This window comes from Streptomyces sp. NPDC096046 (assembly GCF_040303285.1).
Classification (GTDB): Bacteria; Actinomycetota; Actinomycetes; order Streptomycetales; family Streptomycetaceae; genus Streptomyces.
On the sequence record NZ_JBEOSZ010000074.1, the window covers coordinates 1 to 24,101 of the forward strand.

General features: G+C 71.3%; 18 protein-coding genes and 1 pseudogene. 8 read left to right on the forward strand and 11 right to left on the reverse strand.

Features of this window, described 5'->3' with window-relative positions; all coding sequences use genetic code 11:
- Positions 1 to 91: 91 nt before the first annotated feature.
- From ABTX62_RS35615 to ABTX62_RS35625, 3 genes are all read right to left on the reverse strand, one after another.
- On the reverse strand, positions 92 to 1,216 hold the full coding sequence (locus ABTX62_RS35615; protein ID WP_352120064.1) for an amidohydrolase family protein: 1,125 nt from the start codon (positions 1,214 to 1,216) through the stop codon (positions 92 to 94).
- Between the two features lie 173 nt (positions 1,217 to 1,389).
- The gene (locus tag ABTX62_RS35620) at positions 1,390 to 1,722 is read right to left on the reverse strand and encodes a hypothetical protein (RefSeq protein ID WP_352120065.1); all 333 of its coding nucleotides are present in this window, start codon (positions 1,720 to 1,722) and stop codon (positions 1,390 to 1,392) included.
- A gap of 58 nt (positions 1,723 to 1,780) precedes the next feature.
- Positions 1,781 to 2,779: a heme o synthase gene (locus tag ABTX62_RS35625; RefSeq protein ID WP_352120066.1), complete on the reverse strand. Its 999-nt coding sequence runs from the start codon at positions 2,777 to 2,779 to the stop codon at positions 1,781 to 1,783.
- Positions 2,780 to 3,127: 348 nt separating this feature from the next.
- On the opposite strand from ABTX62_RS35625, the gene tkt reads away from it, so the two are divergent.
- Genes tkt through pgl form a run of 5 tightly spaced genes read left to right on the forward strand, consistent with a single transcriptional unit; the run spans position 3,128 to position 9,757 of the window.
- Positions 3,128 to 5,215, forward strand: a complete 2,088-nt coding sequence (gene tkt / locus ABTX62_RS35630) for a transketolase (protein WP_352120067.1) — start codon at positions 3,128 to 3,130, stop codon at positions 5,213 to 5,215.
- Positions 5,216 to 5,249: 34 nt separating this feature from the next.
- Positions 5,250 to 6,368, forward strand: coding sequence for a transaldolase (gene tal, locus ABTX62_RS35635; protein WP_352120068.1), 1,119 nt, complete (start codon positions 5,250 to 5,252; stop codon positions 6,366 to 6,368).
- A 4-nt stretch (positions 6,369 to 6,372) separates the two neighbouring features.
- Positions 6,373 to 7,896, forward strand: coding sequence for a glucose-6-phosphate dehydrogenase (zwf, locus tag ABTX62_RS35640; RefSeq protein ID WP_352120069.1), 1,524 nt, complete (start codon positions 6,373 to 6,375; stop codon positions 7,894 to 7,896).
- Positions 7,893 to 8,975, forward strand: a complete 1,083-nt coding sequence (gene opcA / locus ABTX62_RS35645) for a glucose-6-phosphate dehydrogenase assembly protein OpcA (protein ID WP_352120070.1) — start codon at positions 7,893 to 7,895, stop codon at positions 8,973 to 8,975. Before zwf ends, opcA begins: the two co-directional genes overlap by 4 nt.
- Before the next feature lie 41 nt (positions 8,976 to 9,016).
- Positions 9,017 to 9,757 (forward strand): 6-phosphogluconolactonase, encoded by a 741-nt coding sequence (pgl, locus tag ABTX62_RS35650; protein WP_502998078.1) that lies wholly within the window; start codon positions 9,017 to 9,019, stop codon positions 9,755 to 9,757.
- 51 nt (positions 9,758 to 9,808) lie between these two features.
- On the opposite strand, the gene ABTX62_RS35655 is transcribed toward pgl, so the two are convergent.
- From ABTX62_RS35655 to ABTX62_RS35675, 5 genes are all read right to left on the reverse strand, one after another.
- A complete protein-coding gene (locus ABTX62_RS35655) occupies positions 9,809 to 10,648 on the reverse strand; it encodes a carbohydrate ABC transporter permease (protein ID WP_352120072.1) in 840 nt (279 codons plus the stop codon).
- Positions 10,645 to 12,006 (reverse strand): carbohydrate ABC transporter permease, encoded by a 1,362-nt coding sequence (locus ABTX62_RS35660; protein ID WP_352120073.1) that lies wholly within the window; start codon positions 12,004 to 12,006, stop codon positions 10,645 to 10,647. Before ABTX62_RS35660 ends, ABTX62_RS35655 begins: the two co-directional genes overlap by 4 nt.
- 6 nt (positions 12,007 to 12,012) lie before the next feature.
- A complete protein-coding gene (locus ABTX62_RS35665; RefSeq protein WP_352120074.1) occupies positions 12,013 to 13,338 on the reverse strand; it encodes an ABC transporter substrate-binding protein in 1,326 nt (441 codons plus the stop codon).
- Positions 13,339 to 13,390: 52 nt separating this feature from the next.
- The gene (locus ABTX62_RS35670) at positions 13,391 to 15,046 is read right to left on the reverse strand and encodes a glycoside hydrolase family 13 protein (RefSeq protein ID WP_352120075.1); all 1,656 of its coding nucleotides are present in this window, start codon (positions 15,044 to 15,046) and stop codon (positions 13,391 to 13,393) included.
- 171 nt (positions 15,047 to 15,217) lie between these two features.
- Positions 15,218 to 16,489, reverse strand: a complete 1,272-nt coding sequence (locus ABTX62_RS35675; RefSeq protein WP_352120076.1) for an ABC transporter substrate-binding protein — start codon at positions 16,487 to 16,489, stop codon at positions 15,218 to 15,220.
- Positions 16,490 to 16,611: 122 nt separating this feature from the next.
- On the opposite strand from ABTX62_RS35675, the gene ABTX62_RS35680 reads away from it, so the two are divergent.
- The 3 genes from ABTX62_RS35680 to ABTX62_RS35690 are packed head-to-tail and all read left to right on the forward strand — an operon-like array spanning position 16,612 to position 20,204.
- Complete coding sequence (locus ABTX62_RS35680) at positions 16,612 to 17,127, forward strand: PadR family transcriptional regulator (RefSeq protein WP_283972024.1); 516 nt, start codon at positions 16,612 to 16,614, stop codon at positions 17,125 to 17,127.
- Complete coding sequence (locus ABTX62_RS35685) at positions 17,124 to 17,882, forward strand: ABC transporter ATP-binding protein (RefSeq protein WP_352120077.1); 759 nt, start codon at positions 17,124 to 17,126, stop codon at positions 17,880 to 17,882. The genes ABTX62_RS35680 and ABTX62_RS35685 overlap by 4 nt, the downstream gene beginning before the upstream one ends.
- A gap of 39 nt (positions 17,883 to 17,921) precedes the next feature.
- The gene (locus ABTX62_RS35690; RefSeq protein ID WP_352120078.1) at positions 17,922 to 20,204 is read left to right on the forward strand and encodes an ABC transporter permease; all 2,283 of its coding nucleotides are present in this window, start codon (positions 17,922 to 17,924) and stop codon (positions 20,202 to 20,204) included.
- On the opposite strand, the gene ABTX62_RS35695 is transcribed toward ABTX62_RS35690, so the two are convergent.
- The 3 genes and pseudogenes from ABTX62_RS35695 to ABTX62_RS35705 all read right to left on the reverse strand — a co-directional run.
- A complete protein-coding gene (locus ABTX62_RS35695) occupies positions 20,092 to 20,733 on the reverse strand; it encodes a hypothetical protein (protein WP_502998077.1) in 642 nt (213 codons plus the stop codon). The two genes, ABTX62_RS35690 and ABTX62_RS35695, sit on opposite strands and share 113 nt — an antisense overlap.
- Before the next feature lie 92 nt (positions 20,734 to 20,825).
- Positions 20,826 to 22,478, reverse strand: a complete 1,653-nt coding sequence (gene pgi / locus ABTX62_RS35700) for a glucose-6-phosphate isomerase (RefSeq protein WP_352120079.1) — start codon at positions 22,476 to 22,478, stop codon at positions 20,826 to 20,828.
- Positions 22,479 to 22,583: 105 nt separating this feature from the next.
- Positions 22,584 to 23,849, reverse strand: a pseudogene (locus tag ABTX62_RS35705) (MFS transporter); the annotation flags it as partial.
- Between the last annotated feature and the right edge of the window lie 252 nt (positions 23,850 to 24,101).

Here is a 24,101-nt window from a genome sequence, read left to right on the forward strand (position 1 = left end):
CCCTCGTAGCGGAGCTACTAGGGCGTTTCGGCAACGCGGCGAGGTGCGGCACCAGGCCGCGCGACCCGGACGGGCATAGTGAAAGGACCCCTTAGTCCGGCAAGGCCGCCTGGTCGAGCCCGTAGACCCGCCGCGCGTTGCCCGACGCCAGCAGGCCCGCCACCCGCTGGGCGTCGGCCAGGGACCACGCACCCTCGGCGACCCAGGTTCCGAGCACCCGCCCCAGGGCCTCGCCGAACAGCCGGGCGCCCACCACGTGCAGTTCGGGCAGCCCCCGCGCGCCGGTGGAGAACAGGATCTTGCCGAAGGGGGCCAGTTCCAGCGTCTCCGCGAGCACGGTCGGCGCCCGGGCGCCCGTGCGGACCAGGGCGGCGCCGCAGTCGACGTGGACGTGCGGGAAGACGGCGGCGAGATGGGCGGCGTGGCGGTGGTACGGGTAGCCGTGCAGCAGGACGAGGTCCGTGCCCAGGCCGGCCGTGGCCCGCACGAAGTCCGTCAGCAGCACCGGGTCCGTTCGGTCGATCCGCAGGCCGGGGGCGCCCAGCCCCGCGTGCAGCTGGAGCGGCAGCCCCGAGGCGACCGCGCTCCACAGCAGATGCCGCAGCAGTACCGGGTCGCTCAGCTCCCCGCCCACGCCGCGCCCGGCGAGCCAGCGCCCGGCCGCCCCGCGCACCTCCCCCGGGCCGGGCGGCTCCGGTGCGAGCGCGAGGCCGTGCCGTACGCCCGCGACCGACGTGAAGGCGACGGCGTCTGCGGCGGCCGCGTGCACCGACTCGGCGAGGTTGGCGAGGAAGGACTCGACGGTGCCGGAGGTGTCGGCGACCTGCTCGGCGAGGAGTTCCAGGCGCACGATCTCGCGGGCCTCGGCGGCTCCCGCGGAGGCCAGCTCGCCCGGTTGCGTCAGGTCGCCGGGAAGCCCCGTGTCGACCAGGTACGTGGTGATGCCGCTGCCGCGCAGGAGCCGGCGGCCGGACTCCAGGAAGCCCAGTTCCCGGCGCCGGGCCAGATAGCGGGCGGGCGTGCAGTGCGGTTCCAGACCGAGCAGGGGTGGGCACCAGCGCCGGACGGCGAAGCCGGTCTGGGTGTCGAAGAGCGTGGTGCCGGGGGCGGGTGGGCCCTCGCTGCTGCCGAGGTGGGCCTCGAAGGTGCCGAGGCCCAGCTCCGTGCGCAGCACTCCGTGGCAGTACTGGTCCACCAGTGACGGCGTTTCGATCATCCGGGCCTCCCGGTGTGGACCCTGTTGCTCTCAAGGGTCCTAACGGGTGAACCGGGTTTGAGGTCGCGGTCCCGGGGGTGTGGACGGGCTTGTTCGGCGGGCGCGGGCGGGATGTGGTTGCTCGCGCCCACGCGGCGGAGCCGACATCGATACAACCCCGCGCCCCAAGAGGGTCAGTCGTTCTCGGGGCCGCCGACCTGGATCCCCGCCATGCGCGACCACTCGTAGCGGCCCGTCTTGACCTTGGCCGCGAATTCGCCGTCGAAGGACTCGTGGGCCGTGATGCCCGACTTCTCCACGGCCTTCTCGGCGATCTCGTACGAGGGGGCGACCAGGTCGCCCCAGTTGCCGTCCTCGCCGACCAGGACGATGCGGGCGCCGCGCTCGCCGAGATAGGCGACCTGGCCCTCGGCACCGCCGTGGGCCCGGGAGAAGGAGGAGATCTGCTTGGCCAGCCGGGCCACCTTGCGCTCGGCCTTGGGGTCTGCCTGCTGTGTGTCTGCCATGGCCAGGATGCTACTCACGAGTAGAACGACTGGCGAGCGCAGGGCGCTGTGACCTACGTCAGTGCGTCAGCGCGGGGACGAACGGGTCGACCGCGACCGCCACGAACAGCAGCGACACGTACGTGATCGACCAGTGGAACAGGCGCATCTCCTTCAGCTTCGCGCCCGTCACCTCCGCCTTCGCACGGTTCTGCAGGCCGTGCGCCTCCCAGAGCCAGAAGCCGCCCGCCAGCAGCGCCACCGACGTGTAGAACCAGCCGGTGTAGCCGAGCGGGGTCAGCAGCAGCGAGACGGCGACCATGACCCAGCTGTAGAGCACGATCTGCCGGGCGACCACCTTGTTGGAGGCGACCACCGGCAGCATCGGCACACCCACGCGCGCGTAGTCCTCCTTGACCTTCATGGACAGCGGCCAGTAGTGCGGCGGCGTCCAGAAGAACATGACGAGGAAGAGGATGACCGGCGCCCACGACATCGAGTTCGTGACCGAGGACCAGCCGATCAGCACCGGCAGGCAGCCCGCGATGCCGCCCCACACGATGTTCTGCGAGGTACGGCGCTTGAGGATCATCGTGTAGACGACGACGTAGAAGAGGAGCGCGCCGAGGGCGAGCCAGGCGCTCAGCCAGTTCACGGTGAGACCGAACAGCAGCGTCGAGGCGACGGCCAGCGTGATGCCGAAGACCAGGCACTCGCGCGGGCTGACCATGCCGGTGACCAGCGGGCGCTGCGAGGTGCGGTCCATGAGCGCGTCGATGTCCCGGTCGATGTACATGTTGAGCGCGTTGGCGCCGCCCGCGGACATGTAGCCGCCGAGGCACGTCAGCAGCACCAGCGTCAGGTCGGGCACGCCCTGCTGCGCCAGGAACATCACCGGCACCGTGGTGATCAGCAGCAGCTCGATGATCCGCGGCTTGGTGAGAGCCACGAACGCCTTGACACGGGCCCCGAACGGCCGGTGGGCCGGGCTCTGGTCCGCCCCTAGCTCCCCCATAGCCTTAAGGGCATGGGTGGTGCCCCCACCCGCTGGACGGGATTCAACGGCCGTCACGCACACCCCTACAGAGACATCCCAGCAAGCCCCACCCCGTGTGAAGTCCCGGTAAAGGCTCGCGCGTACCACGCCACTTTAGACGTTGCCCAGAGTCGGACATTCGCGGGGGTCCGCTCGTGTTGGCGGGCACCTTCCGACGGGCGCGCCGAAGCTCGATTGAGCACCCGGATGAGCGGCTCCGTATTCACCTGTCGAATGCGGTACGGCCCAGGCAGGAGGCGGACCGGGATCAGCCCCGGCACTCTGGAGTGACTCGAAAAAACGCACGTCCCACGGGGGTAGGCTCGGCTGCGGCCGGTGGGCGCCCCGATACACCGGCATCCGACATGTGGAGAGGAGCCCTGACCCAGGGTGAGCACCAAGCCGACCACCACAGACCTCGAGTGGACCGAGTTGGACCAGCGGGCCGTCGACACCGCGCGTGTCCTGGCCGCCGACGCCGTACAGAAGGTCGGTAACGGCCATCCGGGTACGGCGATGAGCCTGGCGCCTGCCGCCTACACCCTCTTCCAGAAGGTGATGCGGCACGACCCGGCGGACGCCGACTGGGTCGGGCGGGACCGCTTCGTGCTGTCCGCCGGCCACTCGTCCCTGACCCTCTACACCCAGCTGTACCTGGCCGGCTTCGGCCTGGAGCTGGACGATCTGAAGTCCTTCCGCACCTGGGGCTCGAAGACCCCCGGCCACCCGGAGTACGGGCACACGACCGGTGTGGAGACGACGACCGGCCCGCTCGGCCAGGGCGTCGCCAACGCGGTGGGCATGGCGATGGCCGCCCGCTACGAGCGCGGCCTGTTCGACCCGGAGGCCGCCGAGGGCGAGTCCCCGTTCGACCACTTCATCTACTGCATCGCCGGTGACGGCTGCCTCCAGGAGGGCATCTCCGCCGAGGCCTCGTCGCTGGCGGGCCACCAGAAGCTGGGCAACCTGATCCTGCTGTGGGACGACAACCACATCTCGATCGAGGGCGACACGGAGACGGCCGTCTCCGAGGACACCGCCAAGCGGTACGAGGCCTACGGCTGGCACGTGCAGCGCGTGGAGCCGAAGGCCGACGGCGACCTGGACCCGGCCGCGATCTTCGAGGCGGTCCAGCAGGCCAAGGCCGTCACGGACCGGCCGTCGTTCATCGCGATGCGCTCGATCATCGCCTGGCCGGCCCCGAACGCGCAGAACACCGAGGCCGCGCACGGCTCGGCGCTCGGCGACGACGAGGTCGCGGCCACCAAGCGGGTGCTGGGCTTCGACCCGGAGCAGTCCTTCGAGGTCTCCGACGAGGTCATCACGCACACCCGCAAGGCGCTGGAGCGGGGCCAGGCGGCCCGCGCGGTGTGGGAGAAGGCCTACCAGCAGTGGCGGGACAACAACCCCGAGCGCGCGGCCGAGTACGACCGCGTCGCCAAGGGCGAGCTGCCCAAGGGCTGGGAGGAGAAGATCCCGGTCTTCGAGGTCGGCAAGGGCGTGGCCACCCGTGCCGCCTCCGGCAAGGTCCTCCAGGCACTCGGCGGGGTCATCCCCGAGCTGTGGGGCGGCTCGGCCGACCTGGCCGGCTCCAACAACACCACGATCGACAAGACCAGCTCCTTCCTCCCGGCGGACAACCCGCTGCCGGCGGCGGACCCGTACGGGCGCACGATCCACTTCGGTATCCGCGAGCACGCGATGGCCGCGGAGATGAACGGCATCGCGCTGCACGGCAACACCCGGATCTACGGCGGCACGTTCCTGGTGTTCTCCGACTACATGCGCAACGCGGTGCGGTTGTCGGCGCTGATGCACCTGCCGGTGACGTACGTGTGGACGCACGACTCGATCGGTCTGGGCGAGGACGGCCCGACGCACCAGCCCGTCGAGCACCTGGCCGCGCTGCGCGCGATCCCGGGTCTGAACGTGGTGCGCCCCGCCGACGCCAACGAGACCGCGATCGCCTGGCGCGAGATCCTTCGGCGCTGGACGAAGGAGTTCGGCAAGGGCCAGCCGCACGGTCTGGCGCTGACCCGGCAGGGTGTACCGACGTACGAGCCCGACGACGACGCGGCCAAGGGCGGTTACGTCCTGTTCGAGGCCGACGGCGGCGAGCCCGACGTGATCCTGATCGCCACCGGCTCGGAGGTGCACGTCGCCGTCGAGGCGCGCGAGCAGCTCCAGGGCGCCGGCGTGCCCACCCGCGTGGTGTCCATGCCGTCGGTCGAGTGGTTCGAGCAGCAGGACCAGGGGTACCGGGACAGCGTCCTGCCGCCGTCCGTCCGGGCCCGTGTCGCGGTGGAGGCCGGTATCGGTCTCACGTGGCACAAGTACGTGGGGGACGCCGGCCGCATCGTTTCCCTGGAGCACTTCGGTGCTTCGGCCGACGGCAAGGTGCTTTTCCGCGAGTTCGGCTTCACCGCCGAGAACGTGGCCGCCGCCGCGCGGGAATCGATCGCCGCAGCCCAGCGCTGACGCTCATACACGACACGTAGGAGATGGAATTTCCATGACAGACGCACTCAAGCGCCTCTCCGAGGAAGGCGTGGCGATCTGGCTGGACGACCTGTCGCGCAAGCGGATCACGTCCGGCAACCTCGCCGAGCTGATCGACCAGCAGCACGTCGTGGGCGTCACCACCAACCCGTCGATCTTCCAGAAGGCGATCTCGCAGGGAGACGGCTACGACACGCAGCTGACCGACCTCGCCGCCCGCAAGGTCACGGTCGAAGAGGCCATCCGCATGATCACGACGGCGGACGTCCGTGACGCCGCCGACGTGCTGCGCCCCGTCTTCGACGCCACCGGCGGCAAGGACGGCCGGGTCTCGATCGAGGTCGACCCCCGTCTGGCGCACAACACGCGGGCGACGGTCGCCGAGGCCAAGCAGCTCGCCTGGCTGGTGGACCGCCCCAACACACTCATCAAGATCCCGGCGACCGAGGCGGGCATCCCGGCCATCGCCGAGACCATCGGTCTGGGCATCAGCGTCAACGTCACGCTGATCTTCTCGCTGGAGCGCTACCGCCTGGTCATGGACGCGTTCCTGACCGGCCTGGAGAAGGCCAAGGAGCGCGGCCTGGACCTGTCGCAGATCCACTCCGTGGCGTCGTTCTTCGTGTCCCGCGTGGACACCGAGATCGACAAGCGGATCGACGCGCTGGGCACCGACGAGGCCAAGGCGCTGCGCGGCAAGGCCGCCGTGGCCAACGCCCGTCTGGCCTACCAGGCGTACGAGGAGGTCTTCTCCTCGGACCGCTGGAACGCGCTGGAGAAGGCGGGCGCGAACAAGCAGCGTCCGCTGTGGGCGTCGACCGGCGTGAAGGACAAGGCGTACAGCGACACCATGTACGTCACCGAGCTGGTCGCTCCGAACACGGTCAACACCATGCCCGAGGCGACCCTGTTCGCCACCGAGGACCACGGCGAGATCACCGGCGACACCGTCGCCGGCACCTACGAGCAGGCCCGCGCCGACCTCGACGCGGTCGAGAAGCTCGGGATCAAGTACGACGACGTGGTGCGGCTGCTGGAGGAGGAGGGCGTCGAGAAGTTCGAGGCGTCCTGGACCGACCTGCTGAAGTCGACCGAGGCCGAGCTTCAGCGCCTCGCCCCCTCGGAGGGCTGAACAGGTGTCGAGCAGCAACCCGCTGCGTGACCCCGCGGACCGACGGCTCCCGCGTATCGCGGGGCCGTCGGGCCTGGTCATCTTCGGCGTCACGGGCGACCTGTCCCGGAAGAAGCTGATGCCCGCCGTGTACGACCTCGCCAACCGGGGTCTGCTGCCGCCGGGCTTCTCGCTGGTGGGCTTCGCCCGCCGCGAGTGGGCGCACGAGGACTTCGCCCAGGAGGTCCACGACGCGGTCAAGGAGCACGCCCGCACTCCCTTCCGCGAGGAGGTCTGGCAGCAGCTCATCCAGGGGATGCGCTTCGTGCAGGGCACCTTCGACGACGACGACGCGTTCGAGCGGCTGCGCTCCACGATCGACGAGCTGGACAAGGCCCAGGGCACCGGTGGCAACTTCGCCTTCTACCTGTCGGTGCCGCCGAAGTCCTTCCCGGTGGTCATCCAGCAACTGAAGAAGCACCAGCTGGCCGACCAGACGGGCGGTTCCTGGCGGCGCGCGGTCATCGAGAAGCCGTTCGGGCACGACCTGAAGTCGGCCGAGGAGCTCAACAAGGTCGTCCACGAGGTCTTCGCCCCGGACCAGGTCTTCCGCATCGACCACTACCTGGGCAAGGAGACCGTCCAGAACATCCTGGCGCTGCGCTTCGCCAACACGATGTTCGAGCCGATCTGGAACCGGTCCCTCGTGGACCACGTGCAGATCACCATGGCGGAGGACATCGGCATCGGTGGCCGGGCCGGTTACTACGACGGCATCGGCGCGGCCCGTGACGTCATCCAGAACCACCTGCTCCAGCTCCTGGCGCTGACCGCCATGGAGGAGCCGGCCTCCTTCGACGCGGACGCGCTGGCCGCCGAGAAGACCAAGGTCCTCGGCGCCGTGAAGCTGCCGAAGGACATGGGCCGGGACACCGTGCGCGGCCAGTACGCGGCCGGCTGGCAGGGCGGCGCGAAGGTGATCGGCTACCTCGACGAGGACGGCATCAACGCCTCGTCCAAGACCGACACGTACGCCGCGATCAAGCTGGAGATCGACAACCGCCGCTGGGCGGGCGTCCCGTTCTATCTGCGCACCGGCAAGCGGCTCGGCCGCCGGGTGACGGAGATCGCGGTCGTCTTCCAGCGGGCCCCGCACTCCCCCTTCGACTCGACGGCCACCGAGGAGCTGGGTTCCAACGCGATCGTCATCCGCGTCCAGCCGGACGAGGGCGTGACGGTCCGCTTCGGCTCGAAGGTGCCGGGCACGTCGATGGAGATCCGGGACGTGTCGATGGACTTCGCCTACGGCGAGTCCTTCACGGAGTCCAGCCCGGAGGCGTACGAGCGTCTCATCCTGGACGTCCTGCTCGGTGACTCGAACCTCTTCCCGCGCACCGAGGAGGTCGAGCTGTCCTGGAAGATCCTCGACCCGATCGAGGAGTACTGGGACCAGAACGGCAGGCCCGCCCAGTACCAGGCCGGTACCTGGGGCCCCGTCGAGGCGGACGAAATGCTCGAGCGACACGGACGGAGCTGGCGTCGGCCATGAAGATAGACCTCACGGACACCACGGCCAGCAAGGTCAACAAGGCGCTGGTGCAGGGCCGCCGGGCGATCGGCACCCCGGCGGTCGGCATGGTGCTCACGCTGGTCATCGTGACGGACGAGGAGAACGCCTACGACGCGCTGAAGGCCGCGAACGACGCCTCGCACGAGCATCCCGCCCGCACGCTCGTGGTCATCAGGCGCGTCTCCCGTTCGCCCCGCGACCGTACGCAGTCCCGTCTCGACGCGGAGGTCCGGGTCGGGGCCGACGCGGGTTCCGGCGAGACGGTGGTGCTCCGGCTGTACGGCGAGGTCGTCGACCACGCCCAGTCGGTGGTGCTGCCGCTGCTGCTGCCGGACGCCCCGGTGGTGGTGTGGTGGCCGGTGAACGCGCCGCTCGACCCGGCGAAGGACCCCCTGGGGGCCCTCGCGCAGCGCCGCGTCACCGACACGTACTCCTCCGAGCAGCCGGTACGGGACCTGGCCACCCGGTCCGGGACCTACACTCCGGGCGACACGGACCTGTCCTGGACCCGCATCACGCCCTGGCGCTCCATGCTGGCGGCGGCCCTGGACCAGGTGGTTTGCGAGGTCCGGGCCGTCGAGGTGGAGGGCGAGGAGTTCAACCCGAGCTGTGAGCTGCTGGCGATGTGGCTCGCGGACCGGCTGGACGTCCCCGTGAAGCGCTCGCTGTCCGGCGGGCCCGGTCTGACGGCGGTCCGGATGGACACCGACTGCGGCCCCATCAAGCTGGACCGTGCCGACGGCTCCCTGGCGACGCTCTCCATCGAGGGCCAGCCGGACCGGGCGGTGGCGCTCAAGCGCCGGGAGACCGCCGAGCTGATGGCGGAGGAGCTGCGGCGGCTGGACCCGGACGACACGTACGCGTCCGCCCTGCGCTACGGGGTGGACCGGCTGAAGTCCTCGGGTCCGGTGCCCAAAAGTGAGGGGCGAGCAGGACTCGCCCTCCCCGCTCCCGTCGAAACTGCTGCGAAAGCACCCGCTGCGGAAGCGACGGCGCAGGCACCGGTGAGGCGGGAACCGCCCGCGCTGGAGCCGGTCCGGAAGGCGGAGGCGAAGTGAGTACGGCACCGCAGCTGGTCGTGCACCGCGACAAGGAGCTGATGGCGCAGGCCGCGGCGGCCCGGCTGATCACCAGGATCGTGGACGCGCAGGCCTCCCGGGGTTCGGCGTCCGTGGTCCTGACGGGCGGCCGCAACGGCAACGGCCTGCTGGCGGCCCTGGCCGCGGCGCCCGCCCGGGACGCGATCGACTGGAGCCGGCTCGACCTCTGGTGGGGTGACGAGCGGTACCTGCCCGAGGGAGACCCGGACCGCAACGTCACCCAGGCGAGGGAGGTTCTCCTCGACTCGGTGCCGCTCGACCCGAAGCGGGTGCACGCGATGCCCGCGTCGGACGGTCCTGACGGCACCGACGTGGACGCGGCGGCTGCCGCGTACGCGCAGGAGCTGGCAGCGGCTGCGGGCCCGGAGAACCACGGGCCCGTGCCCACCTTCGACGTGCTGATGCTGGGCGTGGGCCCGGACACGCACGTCGCGTCGCTGTTCCCGGAGCTGCCGGCGGTCAGGGAGACCGACCGCACGGTGGTCGGCGTCCACGGCGCGCCCAAGCCGCCGCCGACCCGGGTGACGCTGACCCTGCCGGCGATCCGTGCGGCCCGTGAGGTGTGGCTGCTCGCCGCGGGCGAGGACAAGGCCCAGGCGGCGGCGATCGCCCTGTCGGGCGCGGGCGAGATCCAGGCCCCGGCGGCGGGGGCGTACGGCAGGAGCCGGACCCTGTGGCTGCTGGACGGGGCGGCGGCTTCCCGACTGCCGCGTTCGCTGTATCCACCAGCGTCGGCGTGAACGCCTTCGGGCCCCCGCTTCGCAGTGAAGCGGGGGCCCGAAACGTATGCGCTACTTCACCGACCCCGCCATCACGCCCTGCACGAAATGCCGCTGGAACGCGAAGAACACGACCACCGGGACGACCAGGGACACGAACGCCCCGGGTGCCAGGACATCGATGTTGCTGCCGAACTGGCGGATCTGCGACTGGAGTGCCACGGTCAGCGGCTGTGAGGAGCTGTCCGCGAACAGCAGTGCCACCAGCATGTCGTTCCACACCCACAGGAACTGGAAGATGGCCAGGGAGGCGATCGCGGGCCGTCCCACGGGCAGGACGAGCCGCGTGAAGATGCGCCACTCGGTGCCGCCGTCCATCCGGGCCGCCTCCAGCATCTCCTTCGGCATCTCGGCGAAGTAGTTCCGCAGCAGGAACACCGCGAAGGGAAGACCGTAGGCCACGTGGAAGAGCACGACGCCGGGGATCGTGCCGAACAGGCCCAGCTGTCCGAAGAGTTTGGCGACCGGCAGCAGACCGATCTGCACCGGCACCACCAGCAGCGCGACCACGACCAGGAAGATCGCCTCCCGTCCGGGGAAGTCCAGCCACGCGAAGGCGTACCCCGCGAGGGCCGCGACCACCACGACCAGCGCCGTCGTCGGCACCGATATCAGCACCGTGTTCCAGAACGCCTGGGTGATCCCGGCGTTCCCCAGCAGTGAGGAGTAGTTGTCGAGGGACAGCTGCCCGGGGCTGGAGAACACCGTCCACCAGCCGCCCTTCGCCGTGTCCTCGGAGGATCGCAGCGAGGACAGGAACAGCCCGGCCAGCGGTGTCATCCACACCAGGCCCACCAGGACGAGGAAGGCCTGGACGACCCCGCTGCCCAGCCCGCGCCGGACCGCGTTCATCGCTGCCCCCTTCGGAAACGGCGGACGTTGAACACCATGGCCGGGACGACCAGCAGCAGGAGCAGCACGCCGAGGGCGCTGCCGAGTCCCTGGTTGTTGCCGCCGCCGAACGACACCAGCCACATCTGCGTCGCGAGCACGGTCGCGTCCTCCTGCACGGGCCCGGGGGCGATGATGTAGACGAGGTCGAAGACCTTCATCACGTTGATGACGAGGGTGATGAACACGACCGACAGGACGGGGGCCAGCAGCGGCACCGTGATCCGCCGGAAGATCTGCCACTCGTTGGCGCCGTCCATCCGCGCCGCCTCCAGGGCGTCCCGCGGCAGCGTCGACAGTCCCGCGCCGATCAGCACCATGGCGAAGCCGGTCCAGATCCACAGGTACGCGCCGATGATCGCCGGGGTGACCAGCGCCGGTCCGAGCCAGGAGACGCCCTCGTAGGGCTGGGCGAAGTTCGACGACGGCAGTCGCACCTGGTAGGAACCCGATGCGAGCCCCTCGAAGCGGAAGGAACCGTCGGCGGCCGTGGTGGTCGTGGCGATCGCCTCACCGTCGCGGACCGCCTCGACCCGCATCTCCGGCAGTCCCTTCTCCCCCCGGTCGACCCTGCCCTGCTCCCCTCCCCCGCCGGGCACGAAGTCCAGGTAGACGACCCCGCGCAGTTCGTCGGGGCCGGCCTTCCGCTCCGCCGCCGCGAAGGCGGGCCGGGCACCGCCGGGCAGGTCGGCGGGCTGTACGCCGACCAGACCCAGCGTCACCGCGTCCCCGGGGGACGCGCTCGCGCTCGTGCGGTACGAACCGTCCTCGTCCTTGGTCAGGCCCTGGCCGTCACGCGCCCGGGCCGTCGGGTACGAGGACTCCGGTTCGAAGGCGTCGTGGACGGAGACCACCGCGGCGTTGAGCACGCCCTTGTCGGGGTCCTCGTCGTAGGCGAGCCGGAAGATGATGCCGGCGGCGAGGAAGGAGACCGCCATCGGCATGAAGAGGAGCAGTTTGAAGGCCGTGGCCCAGCGGACCTTCTCCACCAGCACGGCGAGGATCAGTCCGAGTCCGGTGAGCAGGGCCGGGGCGACGACGACCCAGACGGCCGTGTTGCGGACGGCCTTGAGGGTCGCCGGGTCGTGGAACATCTCGGCGTAGTTGTCGCCGCCGACGAAGCGCGTCCCGGAGGCGTCGAAGAAGCTGCGGCCGATGCTGAACAGCACGGGGTAGACGACGAGCGCGCCGAGCAGCAGCAGCGCGGGCAGTGTGAACAGCAGGGCGATGATCTTCCCGCGCCGGCGCAGCCGCCGGTTGGGGTCGGCGACCGGCCCGGGCGGTGGAGGGCCCGTCTCTTTCACGAGGGTGGCTGTCATGGCGTATCAGTCCCGGTACGCCTTGGCCGCCGCGGCCTCCAGCTTCGCCGCGGTGCCCTTCGGGTCGGACGGGTCGCGCAGGAAGTCCTGCAGCAGCTTCCACTCGCCGGTGCCCTTGGTGCCGCCGAACGCGGCCGGGGCCTGGTCGGACATGTCGAAGCGGACCGAATCCCCGGCGTCCACGAGGGACTTGGCGGTGGCGCGGGTGACGTCGTCACCGTAGGAAGCGAGGTCGAGCTTCTTGTTCGGGGAGAGGAAGCCGCCCGCCTCGGCCCAGACGGCCGAGGCCTCGGGGGTCGCCAGGTACTCCAGGAGGGCTTGGGCGGCCTTCTGGTTCTTGCCGTCCTTGAGGACGACGGCGGCGTCGCCGCCGCTGACGACCGGTGCTTCGCCGCCGCCGACCGCCGGGAACGGGAAGAAGTTCGCGTCCGGGCCGATCTTCTTGCCGAACTGGTCCTTGGCGACACCGGCGACGAAGTCGCCCTCGTAGACCATGCCGGCTTCGGGCCGGGGGCCGAACACCTTCTCCACCGAGCCGGGGAAGTCGGTGTTCAGGGCGCCCTTCTGGCCGCCCGCGATGAGCTGCTTGTCCTTGAAGAGCTTGCCGAGGGTGGTGAGGGCGTCGACGACGGACGCGTCGGTCCACTTCAGCTTGTGGGCGGCGAGGGCGTCGTACTTCTCGGGCCCGGCCTGGGAGAGGTAGACGTTCTCGAACCAGTCGGTGAGGGTCCAGCCGTCCTGACCGGCGACGGAGAACGCGGCGAGGCCGGAGTCGGACACCGTCTGCCCGGCCTTCAGCATCTCGTCATAGCTCTTCGGGGGCTCGACCCCGGCCTGCTCCAGGGCGTCGGGGCTGTACCAGACGGTCGACTTGTGGGCGGCCTTGAAGTACAGGCCGTACAGGGTGCCGTCGACGCTGCCGTACTTCTTCCACACGGGGGCGTACCCGGCGTCGACGGCCTGCTCGGTCTTCTTCGACAGCGGCTTGAGCCAGCCGTTCTGCGCGAACTGCTTGAGCACGCCGACCTGCGGAACCATCACGACGTCGGGGGCGTTGCCGCCCTCGATCTTGCTGCCGACGACGGTGGAGACGTTGTCACCGGTGGACGTGAACTGCGTCTTGGCGCCGGTCTTCTCGGTGAAGGCGTCCAGCACCTTCTGGAAGTTCTTCTGCTCGGTGCCGGACCAGACGCCGGCCACGGTGATCGACTGGCCGTCGAGCGCCTTGTCGCCGCCGCCGGCCGAGACGGGTCCGCCGCCGCAGGCGGTCGCGCCGAGCGCCAGGACGAGGGCGGTGCAGCCGGTGAGCAGGGTGGTACGTCGTCGCATCATCGTTGATGTCCCTTCGGGGAGTTGCCTTGTGAGGCGTTCGCTTGCGGTGCGTTCAGGAACGGATCCACCAGGCGGCCGTCGACCCGGAGAGCACTCCGGGCGGGCAGGGGCCGCTGGCGAGCAGGGGGGAGCCGGGGACCGGCGCGGGGGTGGGGGCGGTGCCGAAGTTGACGGCGCACACCAGGTCGCCGCGTTCGAAGGCCAGGACGCCGGGCGGGGTGTCCAGCCAGCGCAGGGTGCCTTCGCCCAACTGGGGCAGGGCGGAGCGCAGTTGCAGACCGTCGCGGTACAGGTGCCAGAAGGAGCGGGTGTCGGCGAGGGCGCGGTCGGTGGCGTACTCGGCGAAGTACTCGGGCTGCGGCAGCCACGGCTTGGCGCTCTCCGCACCGGGGGTGAAGCCGAACGGCGAGGCCTGGCCCGACCAGGGCAGCGGAACCCGGCAGCCGTCGCGGATGCGGGCCCGGCTGCCGGTGCGGCGGAAGATCGGGTCGGTGAGGACGTCGTCGGGCAGGTCCACGACCTCCGGCAGGCCCAACTCCTCGCCCTGGTAGATGTACGCGGCGCCGGGCAGCGCCAGCAGCAGCAGCGCGGCGGCGCGGGCCCGGGCGGCCCCGAGGCCGCTGCCGTCCGTGGCCGGCTCGCCGTAGCGGGTGACGGTGCGGACCTGGTCGTGGTTGTTGAGGACCCAGGTGACCGTCGAGCCGGTGCCGGCGATGTCCTGCATGGCCTCGGAGATGACCTTCCGGAAGGCGTCCGGGTTCCAGGGGGCGCTGAGCAGGTCGAAGAAGAAGGCCTGGTGCAGTTCGTCGGGGCGGACGTACCGCGCGTGCTCGCGGGCGGTGGGGACGGAGACCTCGCCGACGAGGAGGCGGTCGCGGCCGTCGCGCTCGGTGTACTCCTCGCACAGGGAGCGCCAGCGGCGCCAGACGTCGTGGACCTCGGGCTGGTTCCAGGCGAGCGGGTTGACCGAGTCGCGGGTGCGGGCGTCGGCCTCCGGGTCGTCGGAGTCGGGCAGCTCCGGGTGTTTGAAGAGGCCGGCGGCGACGTCGATGCGGAAGCCGTCGACGCCCCGGTCCAGCCAGAAGCGCAGGATCCGGTCGAACTCCGCGGTGATCTCGGGGTTGCGCCAGTTCCAGTCGGGCTGCTCGGGCGTGAACATGTGCAGGTACCACTGCCCGGGCCGGCCGTCGGGCTCCGTCACCCGGCTCCAGGCGGGGCCGCCGAACATGGCGTGCCAGTTGTTGGGCGGCTCGGCGCCGTCCGGGCCGCGGCCGTCGGCGAAGTGGAAGCGGGCGCGGGCCGGGCTGCCGGGCGCCGAGGTGAGCGCCTCACGGAACCAGGGGTGCTCGCTGGAGCAGTGGTTCGGGACGATGTCGAGCAGCACCTTGACGCCGAGCCGTCGCGCGGCCCCCACCAGTTGGTCGAACTCGCCGAGGTCGCCGAAGAGCGGGTCGACGTCGCAGTAGTCGGCCACGTCGTAGCCGTGGTCGTGCTGGGGCGAGGGGTAGAAGGGGCTCAGCCAGATCCCGTCGACGCCGAGCTTCTTCAGGTACGGCAGTCCGGCCCGGACGCCGGCGAGGTCGCCGACGCCGTCGCCGGTGCTGTCGAGGAAGCTGCGGACGTAGACCTGATAGATCACTGCGTCACGCCACCAGTGGTGCCTGTTCAACCCATCGACCTGTCTCTGAGGAGGGCAGCGGTTATGCATGCATGTTAAGTAGGCGTGTCGAGAGGGTGTCAATGAAAAGGCAGAAGCTACCGACAGGTTGAGGGGTCTAACCAGGACTTATCGGTCACAATGAAGCAAGGTGAGATCCCTGCGTTACCTAACACGTAACTAGGTAGACCGCCGCTGCTCCAGCCGCCGAGCGCGTTCGCGCTACCGGCGCGAGACGAGCGCGAGCTCCCGCGCCAGCCGCCGCACCGCCGCCGCGGGCGTCTGGTGCCCCGCCATCGCGTCGTGCACGACCGCCTGGACGACCAGACTGACCTGGCCGTAGCGCGGGCTCTTGGGGCGCGGCTCGGCCGCGAGGACGCTCGTGCGCAGGGTCGGCAGGTAGGGGAACCTGCGGATGAGCTCGGGGTCCTGGTAGAGATCGGCCCGTACGGGCGGCAGCGCGCCGCGGGTGAGGACCTGGCGCTGGACGCGCTCACTGGTGAGGTACGCGATCAGGCGGGCCGCCGAGTCGGGGTGCCGCGTGTGCGCGCTCACGGCCAGGTTGGAGCCGCCCAGGACGCTCGTCCCCGGCCCGTCGGGCCCGGGCAGGGGCACGGCGCCGATCTTCCCGGCGACCTTGGAGCCGGGGGCGGAGGCGCCGACGTAGGCGTACGGCCAGTTCCGCAGGAAGAGCAGACGTCCGTCCTGGAAGGCCTGCTTGGACTCCTCCTCCTTGTACGTCAGCGCTTCCCTCGGGATCCAGCCCTCACGCACCCCGCGCGCCAGGAATCCGATGCCCCTGCGGGCCGCCGCCGAGTCGACGGTGACGCGCTCCCCCTCGTCACCGAGGATCGAGCCGCCCGCCGAGTAGACCGCCTCGGCCGCGTTCACGGTCAGCCCCTCATAGGGCAGGAACTGCCCGGCGTAGCCGTCGAGGCCGTACTTCGGCGCGATGGTCTTCGCATACCGCTCCAGCTCCGCCCAGGTGCGCGGCGGCTCGAGGCCCTCCTTCGCAAGGACGTCCTTGCGGTACAGGAGCAGGCCGGCGTTGGTGACGTACGGGACGGCGTAGAGCTGCCCGTCGTAGGTCGCCGTGTCCACGACCGGCTGGAGGAACGTCTTCAGCGGGAAGCGGTCCCGGGGCAGGGGCCGGATCCAGCCCGCCGCGGCGAACTCCGGCGTCCAGTTGACGTCGATGTTGAGCACGTCGAACCGGCTGCGGTCGCCGTCGCGCAGATCGGTGACCATCTGGGCCTGCGTCTCGTCGGCCGAGTCCGGCAGTTCGACGAGAGCGACCTCCTCACCGGGATGCGTACGGTTCCAGCCCTCCAGCAGGGGGCCGAGGTACCCGGTCAGGTCTCCGGCGGTGGCCAGGGTGAGCGGCCCGCGGGCGCCCTCGGAGGGCTCGCCCGCCTGCGCTCCGGCGGCGACGTACCCGGTCAGGACCACGACGAGAACGAGAAGGCCCCTACCCGCGGCATGGATCCACCGCATAGGTTCCTCCCTGTACACCGGCGCTGGGCACCCTTGCCCGGAATCCGAGGCCATGTATACCTGTTAGGTATGGGCGATACTAGGGCCTGGAGCACATTGGACCAGACAGGAGGACTGCACGCGTGCGCCTGCCCCTCCTGGCCCTCCTCGCCCGCGGACCCGCCCACGGCTACGAGCTCAAGCAGGACCTTGAGCAACTGCTGGGCTCCGCGTACCCTCAGCCGAACGTCGGCCAGATCTATGTGACCCTCGGCCGCCTCGAGAAGTCGGGACTGATCGAGGGCGAGGACGTGACACAGTCCAGCCGGCCCAACAAGAAGGTCTACCACCTCACCGAGGCCGGGCGGGAGGCACTGCGCGCCTGGTTCGAGGCGCCCGAGGACGAGCCGCGGGTACGGGACGAGTTCTTCATGAAACTGGCGCTCGCTCCGCAGACCGGCCTCGCCGAGCAGATCACCCTGATCAACCAGCAGCGGCGCCAGTACCTGAACACCATGCGGCAGCTGTCGAGGCTGGCCGCCGCCGAAGACCGCGACAACCGGATCGCGCACCTGCTGATCGAGGGCGCGATGCTGCACCTGCAGGCCGACCTCGACTGGCTGGAACGGTGCCAGGAAGAGCTGGAGGAGCTGGAGTGAGTGACGACCGTCCCGCTCCCGTGCTGCGCGCCGAGGGGCTGGTGAAGACCCACCACGGCGAGGGCGCGCCCGCCCACGCCGTGCGCGGGGTCGACCTGTGTGTCCGGTCCGGTGAGTTCGTGGCGATCACCGGCCCGTCCGGCGCCGGCAAGTCGACGCTGCTGCATCTGCTGGGCGGACTCCAGCGGCCGGACGCGGGCCACATCTGGCTCGACGGAGAGTCCACCGACACCTACAGCGAGGCGCGCTGGGCGGTCGAGCGCAGGAAGCGGATCGGGATCGTCTTCCAGTTCTTCAACCTCGTCTCGAACCTGTCCGTCGCGGACAACGTGGAGCTGCCCGCCCTGCTCGCCGGGACCGCGCCGAAGCAGGCGCGCGCCGAGCGGGAGGCACTGCTGGCCGAGCTGGGCCTGACGGGCAAGGAGCGCGGCATGCCGGGCGAGCTGTCCGGTGGTGAGCAGCAGCGCGTCGCCCTGGCCCGGGCCCTGGTCAACCACCCACCGCTGCTGCTGGCGGACGAGCCCGCGGGCAGCCTCGACAGCAAGGGCACCCGCGAGGTGATGCGGCTGCTGACCCGCTTCCACCAGCGCGGCCAGACGATCGTGCTGGTCACGCATGACGCCCGGCTGGCGAGCGCCGCAGACCGGGTGATCAGCTTCTTCGACGGCCGGATCGCCGACGACGCGGAACTCGACGGCACCGCCACCGCGCCGCGCCGCGCCGGGATATCCGGAGTGCTGGAGCTGAAGGACTGACATGCGGGTGCACGACGTTCCCCGGAAGGGCTGACCCGTATGCGAGCCGCCCTGCGCTGGGCCCACTCCGATCTGCGCACGCACCGCGGCGAGGCGCTGTTCCTCGTTCTCGCCACCGCGGGCATCGTCGCCGCCCTGCTGTTGGCCACGGCCCTGTTCGGCTACGCGACCAACCCCTGGCAGCGCGTCTTCACGCAGTCGCACGGCGCGCATGTGTGGCTGCACACCGACGCGGCGGCCGACACGGGGAAACTGGCCGCGCTGGACGGTGTCGACTCCGTCGCCGGTCCCTACCCCACCGCCTCCACCACCGTCTCCTCACGCGGCAGCCGCGCCGCCGTCGAACTGCGCGCCACCCCCGAGCGGCCCTCCGTCGGCCGGCCCCCGATCGTCTCCGGCCACTGGCTGGACGCCTCGGCCCCGCACGGCGTGGTGCTGGAGAGCCGCCTCGCCCGCACCCTGCTGGCCGAGCCCGGCGACACCCTCACCGTGCCCGGCACCGCCCGGGAGCTGACCGTCGTGGGCCTCGCCGACAGCGCCGAGCCGCGCTACCGGCCCGGTGAGCAGCCGGGCCTGGTCTGGGCGCTGCCGGCGGCCGTGCCGGACCCCGGCGGCCAGGTGATCGGGCTGCGGCTGACGGACCCGGGCGACACCTCCTACCTCGTCCAGCGTGCCGTGACCGTGCTGGGATCCGGGGCGATCGGCGAGGTCTCCACCTGGCAGCAGGCTCGCGCCGAGGCGCAGGGCGACAACCGGCTGCTCGGTCAGGTGCTGGGCCTGTTCGGGCTGGGTGCGCTGGTCGCGGCCGGGCTCGCCGTGCACGGGGCGATCGGCACCCGTATCCGCGGCCATCTGAGGGACCTCTCCGTCCTGAAGGCCATCGGCTTCACCCCGGGCCAGGTCGTCCGGATCTTCCTGCTCCAGCACCTCGCGTACGCCCTGCTGGGCGCCGTGGCCGCCGCCGGTCTCGCCGGGGCCCTGGGCAGCCGGATCCCGGGGCGGCTCGGGGACGCGGTGGGGGTGTGGCAGGGGCTGCCCGGACACACCGTGGCGCTGCTCGTGGTCCCCGCGGGCGCGGTGCTGTTCATCGGCGCGACCACCGGGCTGGCCGCCTGGCGGGCCGGGCGCGTGCCGCCGGTGCCGGTGCCGAGGCCGGCCGCGACCTCCGGCGGGCGGCTGTCCGGCGTGGCGCGCCGGGCCCTGGGCGTGCGCGTCCCGCCCGCGCTGGTGCTGGGCTGGCACAAGGCGTTCACCCGCCGCACCCGGTCCCTGGCCACCGTCGCCCGGCTGGCGCTGCCGCTGCTGCTGATCGTGGTGGCGATGAGCGCCTGGACCACCCTCGACCGCTTCCGCGGCGAGCCCGAGCGGATCGGCCTGCCCACCACGCTCAGCGTCCGTGCCGACACCGGCCACAGCGAGGAGCAGACCCTTACGCTGCTGGAACGCGACCCGGAGGTGGCCGCCGCCTACCCGGGCGTCGAGACGGCCGCCCTGGTGCCCGGCCAGACGGCGACCATCGCTCTGCGTGGCCTCGGCACCGACCGGGACCCCTATCCGTACACCCTCGCCGAGGGCCGCCCCGCCCGCGGCGCCGACGAGGCCGTGGCCGGGCAGGGACTGCTCGACCTGCTGGACGTACGGGTCGGCGACTGGGTCCGGATGACCGTCGGGGACCAGCCGCAGATCCTGCACATCGTGGGCCGCAGCATCGAGCCGGAGAACGCCGGCCGGGTCATCTCCACGTCCCTGGACACGCTCCGCGCGAACGACCCCGGACTCGGGCCGACCCTCTACGAGCTCCGCCTGGATCCCGGCGCCGACCCGCGGGAGGTCGCCGACCGGCTCGCCGCGGCCGGGCGCGGCCACCTCGACGTGCACACGGTGACCAACCCGGCGGACGGGCTCTCGCCGCTCCGGGCGGTCGTGGCCGGACTGATCGCCGTGCTCGCCCTCATCGGGCTCATCGAGCTGCTGACCGCGATCGGCGGCACCGTCCGCGAGAGCGAACGGGACCTGCTGGCCCTGAAGGCGATCGGCCTGTCCCCCCGGCAGATCACGGCGATCACGGTCACGGCCACCGGCCTCACCGCGCTGGCGGCCGTCCTCGCCGCCACGGCCCTGGGGCTGCCGCTCGCCCGCTGGCTGATCGACGCCCAGGGACGTTCCAGCGGCATCGGCGCCGGGATCGCCCAGGGCCCGTCCGCCGTGCTCATGCTGCTGCTCGGCACGGCAGCGGTGCTCTGCGCGGCGGCCCTGGCCGCCGTGCCCGCCGCGCGGGCGGCACGGCGACGGCTCGCGGACACGCTGAGCGCCGTGGCCTGACCTCGCGCGGGTCAGCCGCCGTAGGGGTGCCACGGGGTGTACGGCGGGTGCGGGTGCGGGGCGTACGGGTGCGCATCGTCAGGCCGACGCCGATGATCACGGCGAGGTTCGCCGACCCGTTCACGGTCTGCACCAGCGCCAGCAGGGCGCCCACGCAGCCGACGAACAGCAGAAGCAGCAGGAAGCAATCGACCAGGGGCACCCGCAGTTGCCGCACGGGGCCGCCGCGCCGCCAGACCCACAGCATCACCCCGACCGTCAGCGGTGTGAGGAGGAGCAGGACGACGGAGGCCGTCATCGCGTTCTCCAGCAGCTCCGTGACGTCGAACCCGCCCTCGATGAAGGTGTAGACGCCGAGGGACGCGACCGCTCCGGCGATGACCCGGAATCGCTTGAGCCGCTCCACCGACGGATCGAGCGGCTGCGGTATCCACGCGGGGTGGAACACCGCCCGCGCCACGTCCCGGGGTTTGAGGAGCGACCGGGCCGTCAGTGCGCCGCCGGTCCAACGTCCGCGTGTGCGTGCCACTTCGCGCTCCCCCGAGCACTCGCCGTGATGATCGACCGGGATTTCCACGGGAAGCGGACGGCGCGTGGCCGCCCGCTTTCCGTCCGCGATGGTCACCGCCGTCCGCGCAGCTCCCGGTACGCGGCGACCAGGGCCTCGGTGGAGGCGTCCAGGCCCTCGACCTCCGCGCCCTCGGTCAGCGCGGGCTCGACGCGCTTGGCGAGGACCTTGCCCAGCTCCACGCCCCACTGGTCGAAGGAGTCGATGTTCCACACCGCGCCCTGCACGAACACCTTGTGCTCGTAGAGGGCGACCAACTGGCCGAGGACGGACGGCGTCAGCTCGGGCGCGAGGATCGTGGTCGTCGGGTGGTTGCCCGGGAACGTCTTGTGCGGCACCAGTTCCTCCGGCACACCCTCGGCCCGCACCTCGTCCGGGGTCTTGCCGAAGGCGAGCGCCTGCGTCTGGGCGAAGAAGTTGGCCATCAGCAGGTCGTGCTGCGCCTTCAGTTGCTCGCTCAGCTCGCCGACCGGCCGCGCGAAGCCGATGAAGTCGGCCGGGATGAGCTTGGTGCCCTGGTGGATGAGCTGGTAATAGGCGTGCTGCCCGTTGGTGCCCGGCGTGCCCCACACGACCGGGCCGGTCTGCCACTGCACCTCCCGCCCGTCCCGTCCGACGTACTTGCCGTTGGACTCCATGTCGAGCTGCTGGAGGTAGGCGGTGAACTTCGAGAGGTAGTGGCTGTAGGGCAGCACCGCGTGCGACTGGGCGTCGTGGAAGTTGCCGTACCAGATGCCCAGCAGGCCCAGCAGCAACGGCACGTTGGATTCGGCGGGCGCGGTGCGGAAGTGCTCGTCGACGATCCGGAACCCGTCGAGCATCTCGCGGAAGCGGTCCGGGCCGATGGCGATCATCAGGGCCAGGCCGATCGCGGAGTCGTACGAGTAGCGGCCGCCGACCCAGTCCCAGAACTCGAACATGTTGGCCGTGTCGATGCCGAAGTCGGCGACCTTCTCGGCGTTCGTCGACAGCGCGACGAAGTGCTGGGCGACGGCGGCGTCGTCACCGAGCGCGTCCAGCAGCCAGGAGCGGGCCGAGGTGGCGTTGGTGACCGTCTCGATGGTGGTGAACGTCTTGGAGGCGATGACGAACAGCGTCTGCGCCGGGTCCAGGTCCCGGATGGCCTCGTGCAGGTCGGCGCCGTCCACGTTGGACACGAAACGCACCGTCAGCGAGCGGTCGGTGAAGGCGCGCAGCACGTCGTACGCCATCGCCGGCCCGAGGTCGGAACCGCCGATGCCGACGTTGACGATGTTCCGGATCCGCTTGCCGGTGTGCCCGGTCCACTCGCCCGAGCGCACCCGGTTCGCGAAGTCCGCCATCTTGTCGAGGACGGCGTGCACATCCGGCACCACGTTCTCGCCGTCGACCTCGATGACGGCGTCCCGCGGGGCGCGCAGCGCGGTGTGCAGCACGGCCCGGTTCTCGGTGGTGTTGATCTTCTCGCCGCGGAACATGGCGTCCCGGAGGCCGAAGACGTCGGTGGCGGCGGCCAGTTCGCGCAGCAGCCGCAGCGTGTCGTCGGTGACGAGGTGCTTGGAGTAGTCGACGTACAGGTCGCCGACCCGGAGGGTGTACGCGGTGCCGCGGCCGGAGTCGGCGGCGAACAGCTCGCGCAACCCGACTTCGCCCAGTTCCTCGCGGTGCTTGGCCAGTGCCGCCCACTCGGACGTCTGGTTGAGCCTGGTGCGGCCGTCTGCGTTCATCTCGGACTTCAGCCTTCTTTCCTGTGCTGCCTGCATACCTTGCCCCGCTGCCGGTCCCAACCTAATGGAGCGGCCCGTGACATCGGCTGTCGCGGCGCCGTCCACCGGCTCGGCAACAGATACGTTCGCCTTGCGCACGGGTATCAGCGCGACCACGGCGAGGACGAAGAAGGCGGCCGTGAGCAGCGGCGGGGTGTTCGGCCCCCAGGCGGCGGCGACGGCTCCGCCGAGCAGGGCGCCGAGGGGCACCCCGGCGAAGGCCAGGGTCCGGAAGGCCGAGCTGACCCGGCCCAGCAACCCGGCCGGGCTGCGCTCCTGCATGAGCGTCGTCGTGTTGACGTTCCACACCATGCCCAGAAGCCCGAACACGGCCAGCGCGCCCACCAGCACGGCCAGGCTGCGCACCGTGCCCATGACGACGAGGAGCACGGTCTGCGCCGAGCCGGCGAGCAGCACCGACCGCAGCCGGCCGAGCCGCGCCACCACCCGGCCGTTCACCGCTCCCCCGGCCAGACTGCCCAGGGTGAAGGCGGTGCCCGCCGCCGCGTATCCGGCCGGGACCGCCCGGAGCCAGTCGGTGACGAGGAGGACCAGCATGGCGACCTGGGTGCCCATGCCGACGTTGCACAGGGCCGTGGCGGTGCACAGGGCGCGCAGGACGCGGTCCCGCCACAGGGTGCGCAGGCCCTCCGCGATCTCCCGGCGCAGTGTGCTGCCCGCCGGTCGCGGCGTCGGGTCGGGGCCGGCCGCCGGCAGGGCGGCGATCAGTGCGGCGGCCACGAGGAAGGTCACGGCGTCGGCCGCGAACGGCACGGCCGTCCCTGCTGCCAGCAGCAGCGGCACGGCGGGTCCGCCGACGAGGCCGCCCGCGATGCGCTGACCGGTCATCAGCCGGGCGTTGGCGCTGCCGAGCGCCTCCCGGTCGACCAGGGCGGGCAGCAGTGCCGTGGCAGCGTTGTCGAACAAGGTCTGGAGGGTGGTGAGTGCGACGGCCAGCACGATGAGGAGGCCGATCGAGGCGTGTCCGAGCGCGACGGCCAGCGCGAAGGCGGCGACCAGCAGCCCGCGCAGGGCGTCCACCATCCACATGGCCCGCCGCTGGTCCACGCGGTCGGCGACGGCCCCGCCGAGCAGGCCGAAGACGATCCAGGGCAGATAACCGCAGGCCGTGACGGAGGCGATGAGGAGCGGATCGTCGGTCAGGGTGACGGCCAGCAGGGGCAGCGCGGCCGTCCGCAGCGCGTCGCCGAAGCTGGACAGCACGGCGGCGCTCCACAGCCGTCCGAAGCCCCCGCGCCACGCGGGCGCGCACGCCGCCCCACCCACCTCGACCGCCGCCACCGCTCCCCCTCTACGGTTCGTCCGATGCACAAACCGTAGGGGGCACCACTGACAACCGGTCGGCGGCGAAGGCCGGGAGGCGGCTCCGGCCGGGCACCCGATGGTGCCCGGCCGGTGTGACGTCCAGGGGGTGTTTCGAAAGTCCGGGTGCCGTGGGTGCTGTGCGGGACTTTCGAAGCACCCCCTAGGCTAGTGCCGCGGCAGGCAACGTTTGCCCGTCAAGGAGCGGCGTCCGGTGCGTGCTCTCGGCGTGCCGGGTGCAAGCCCTCGTACTGGGTGTAC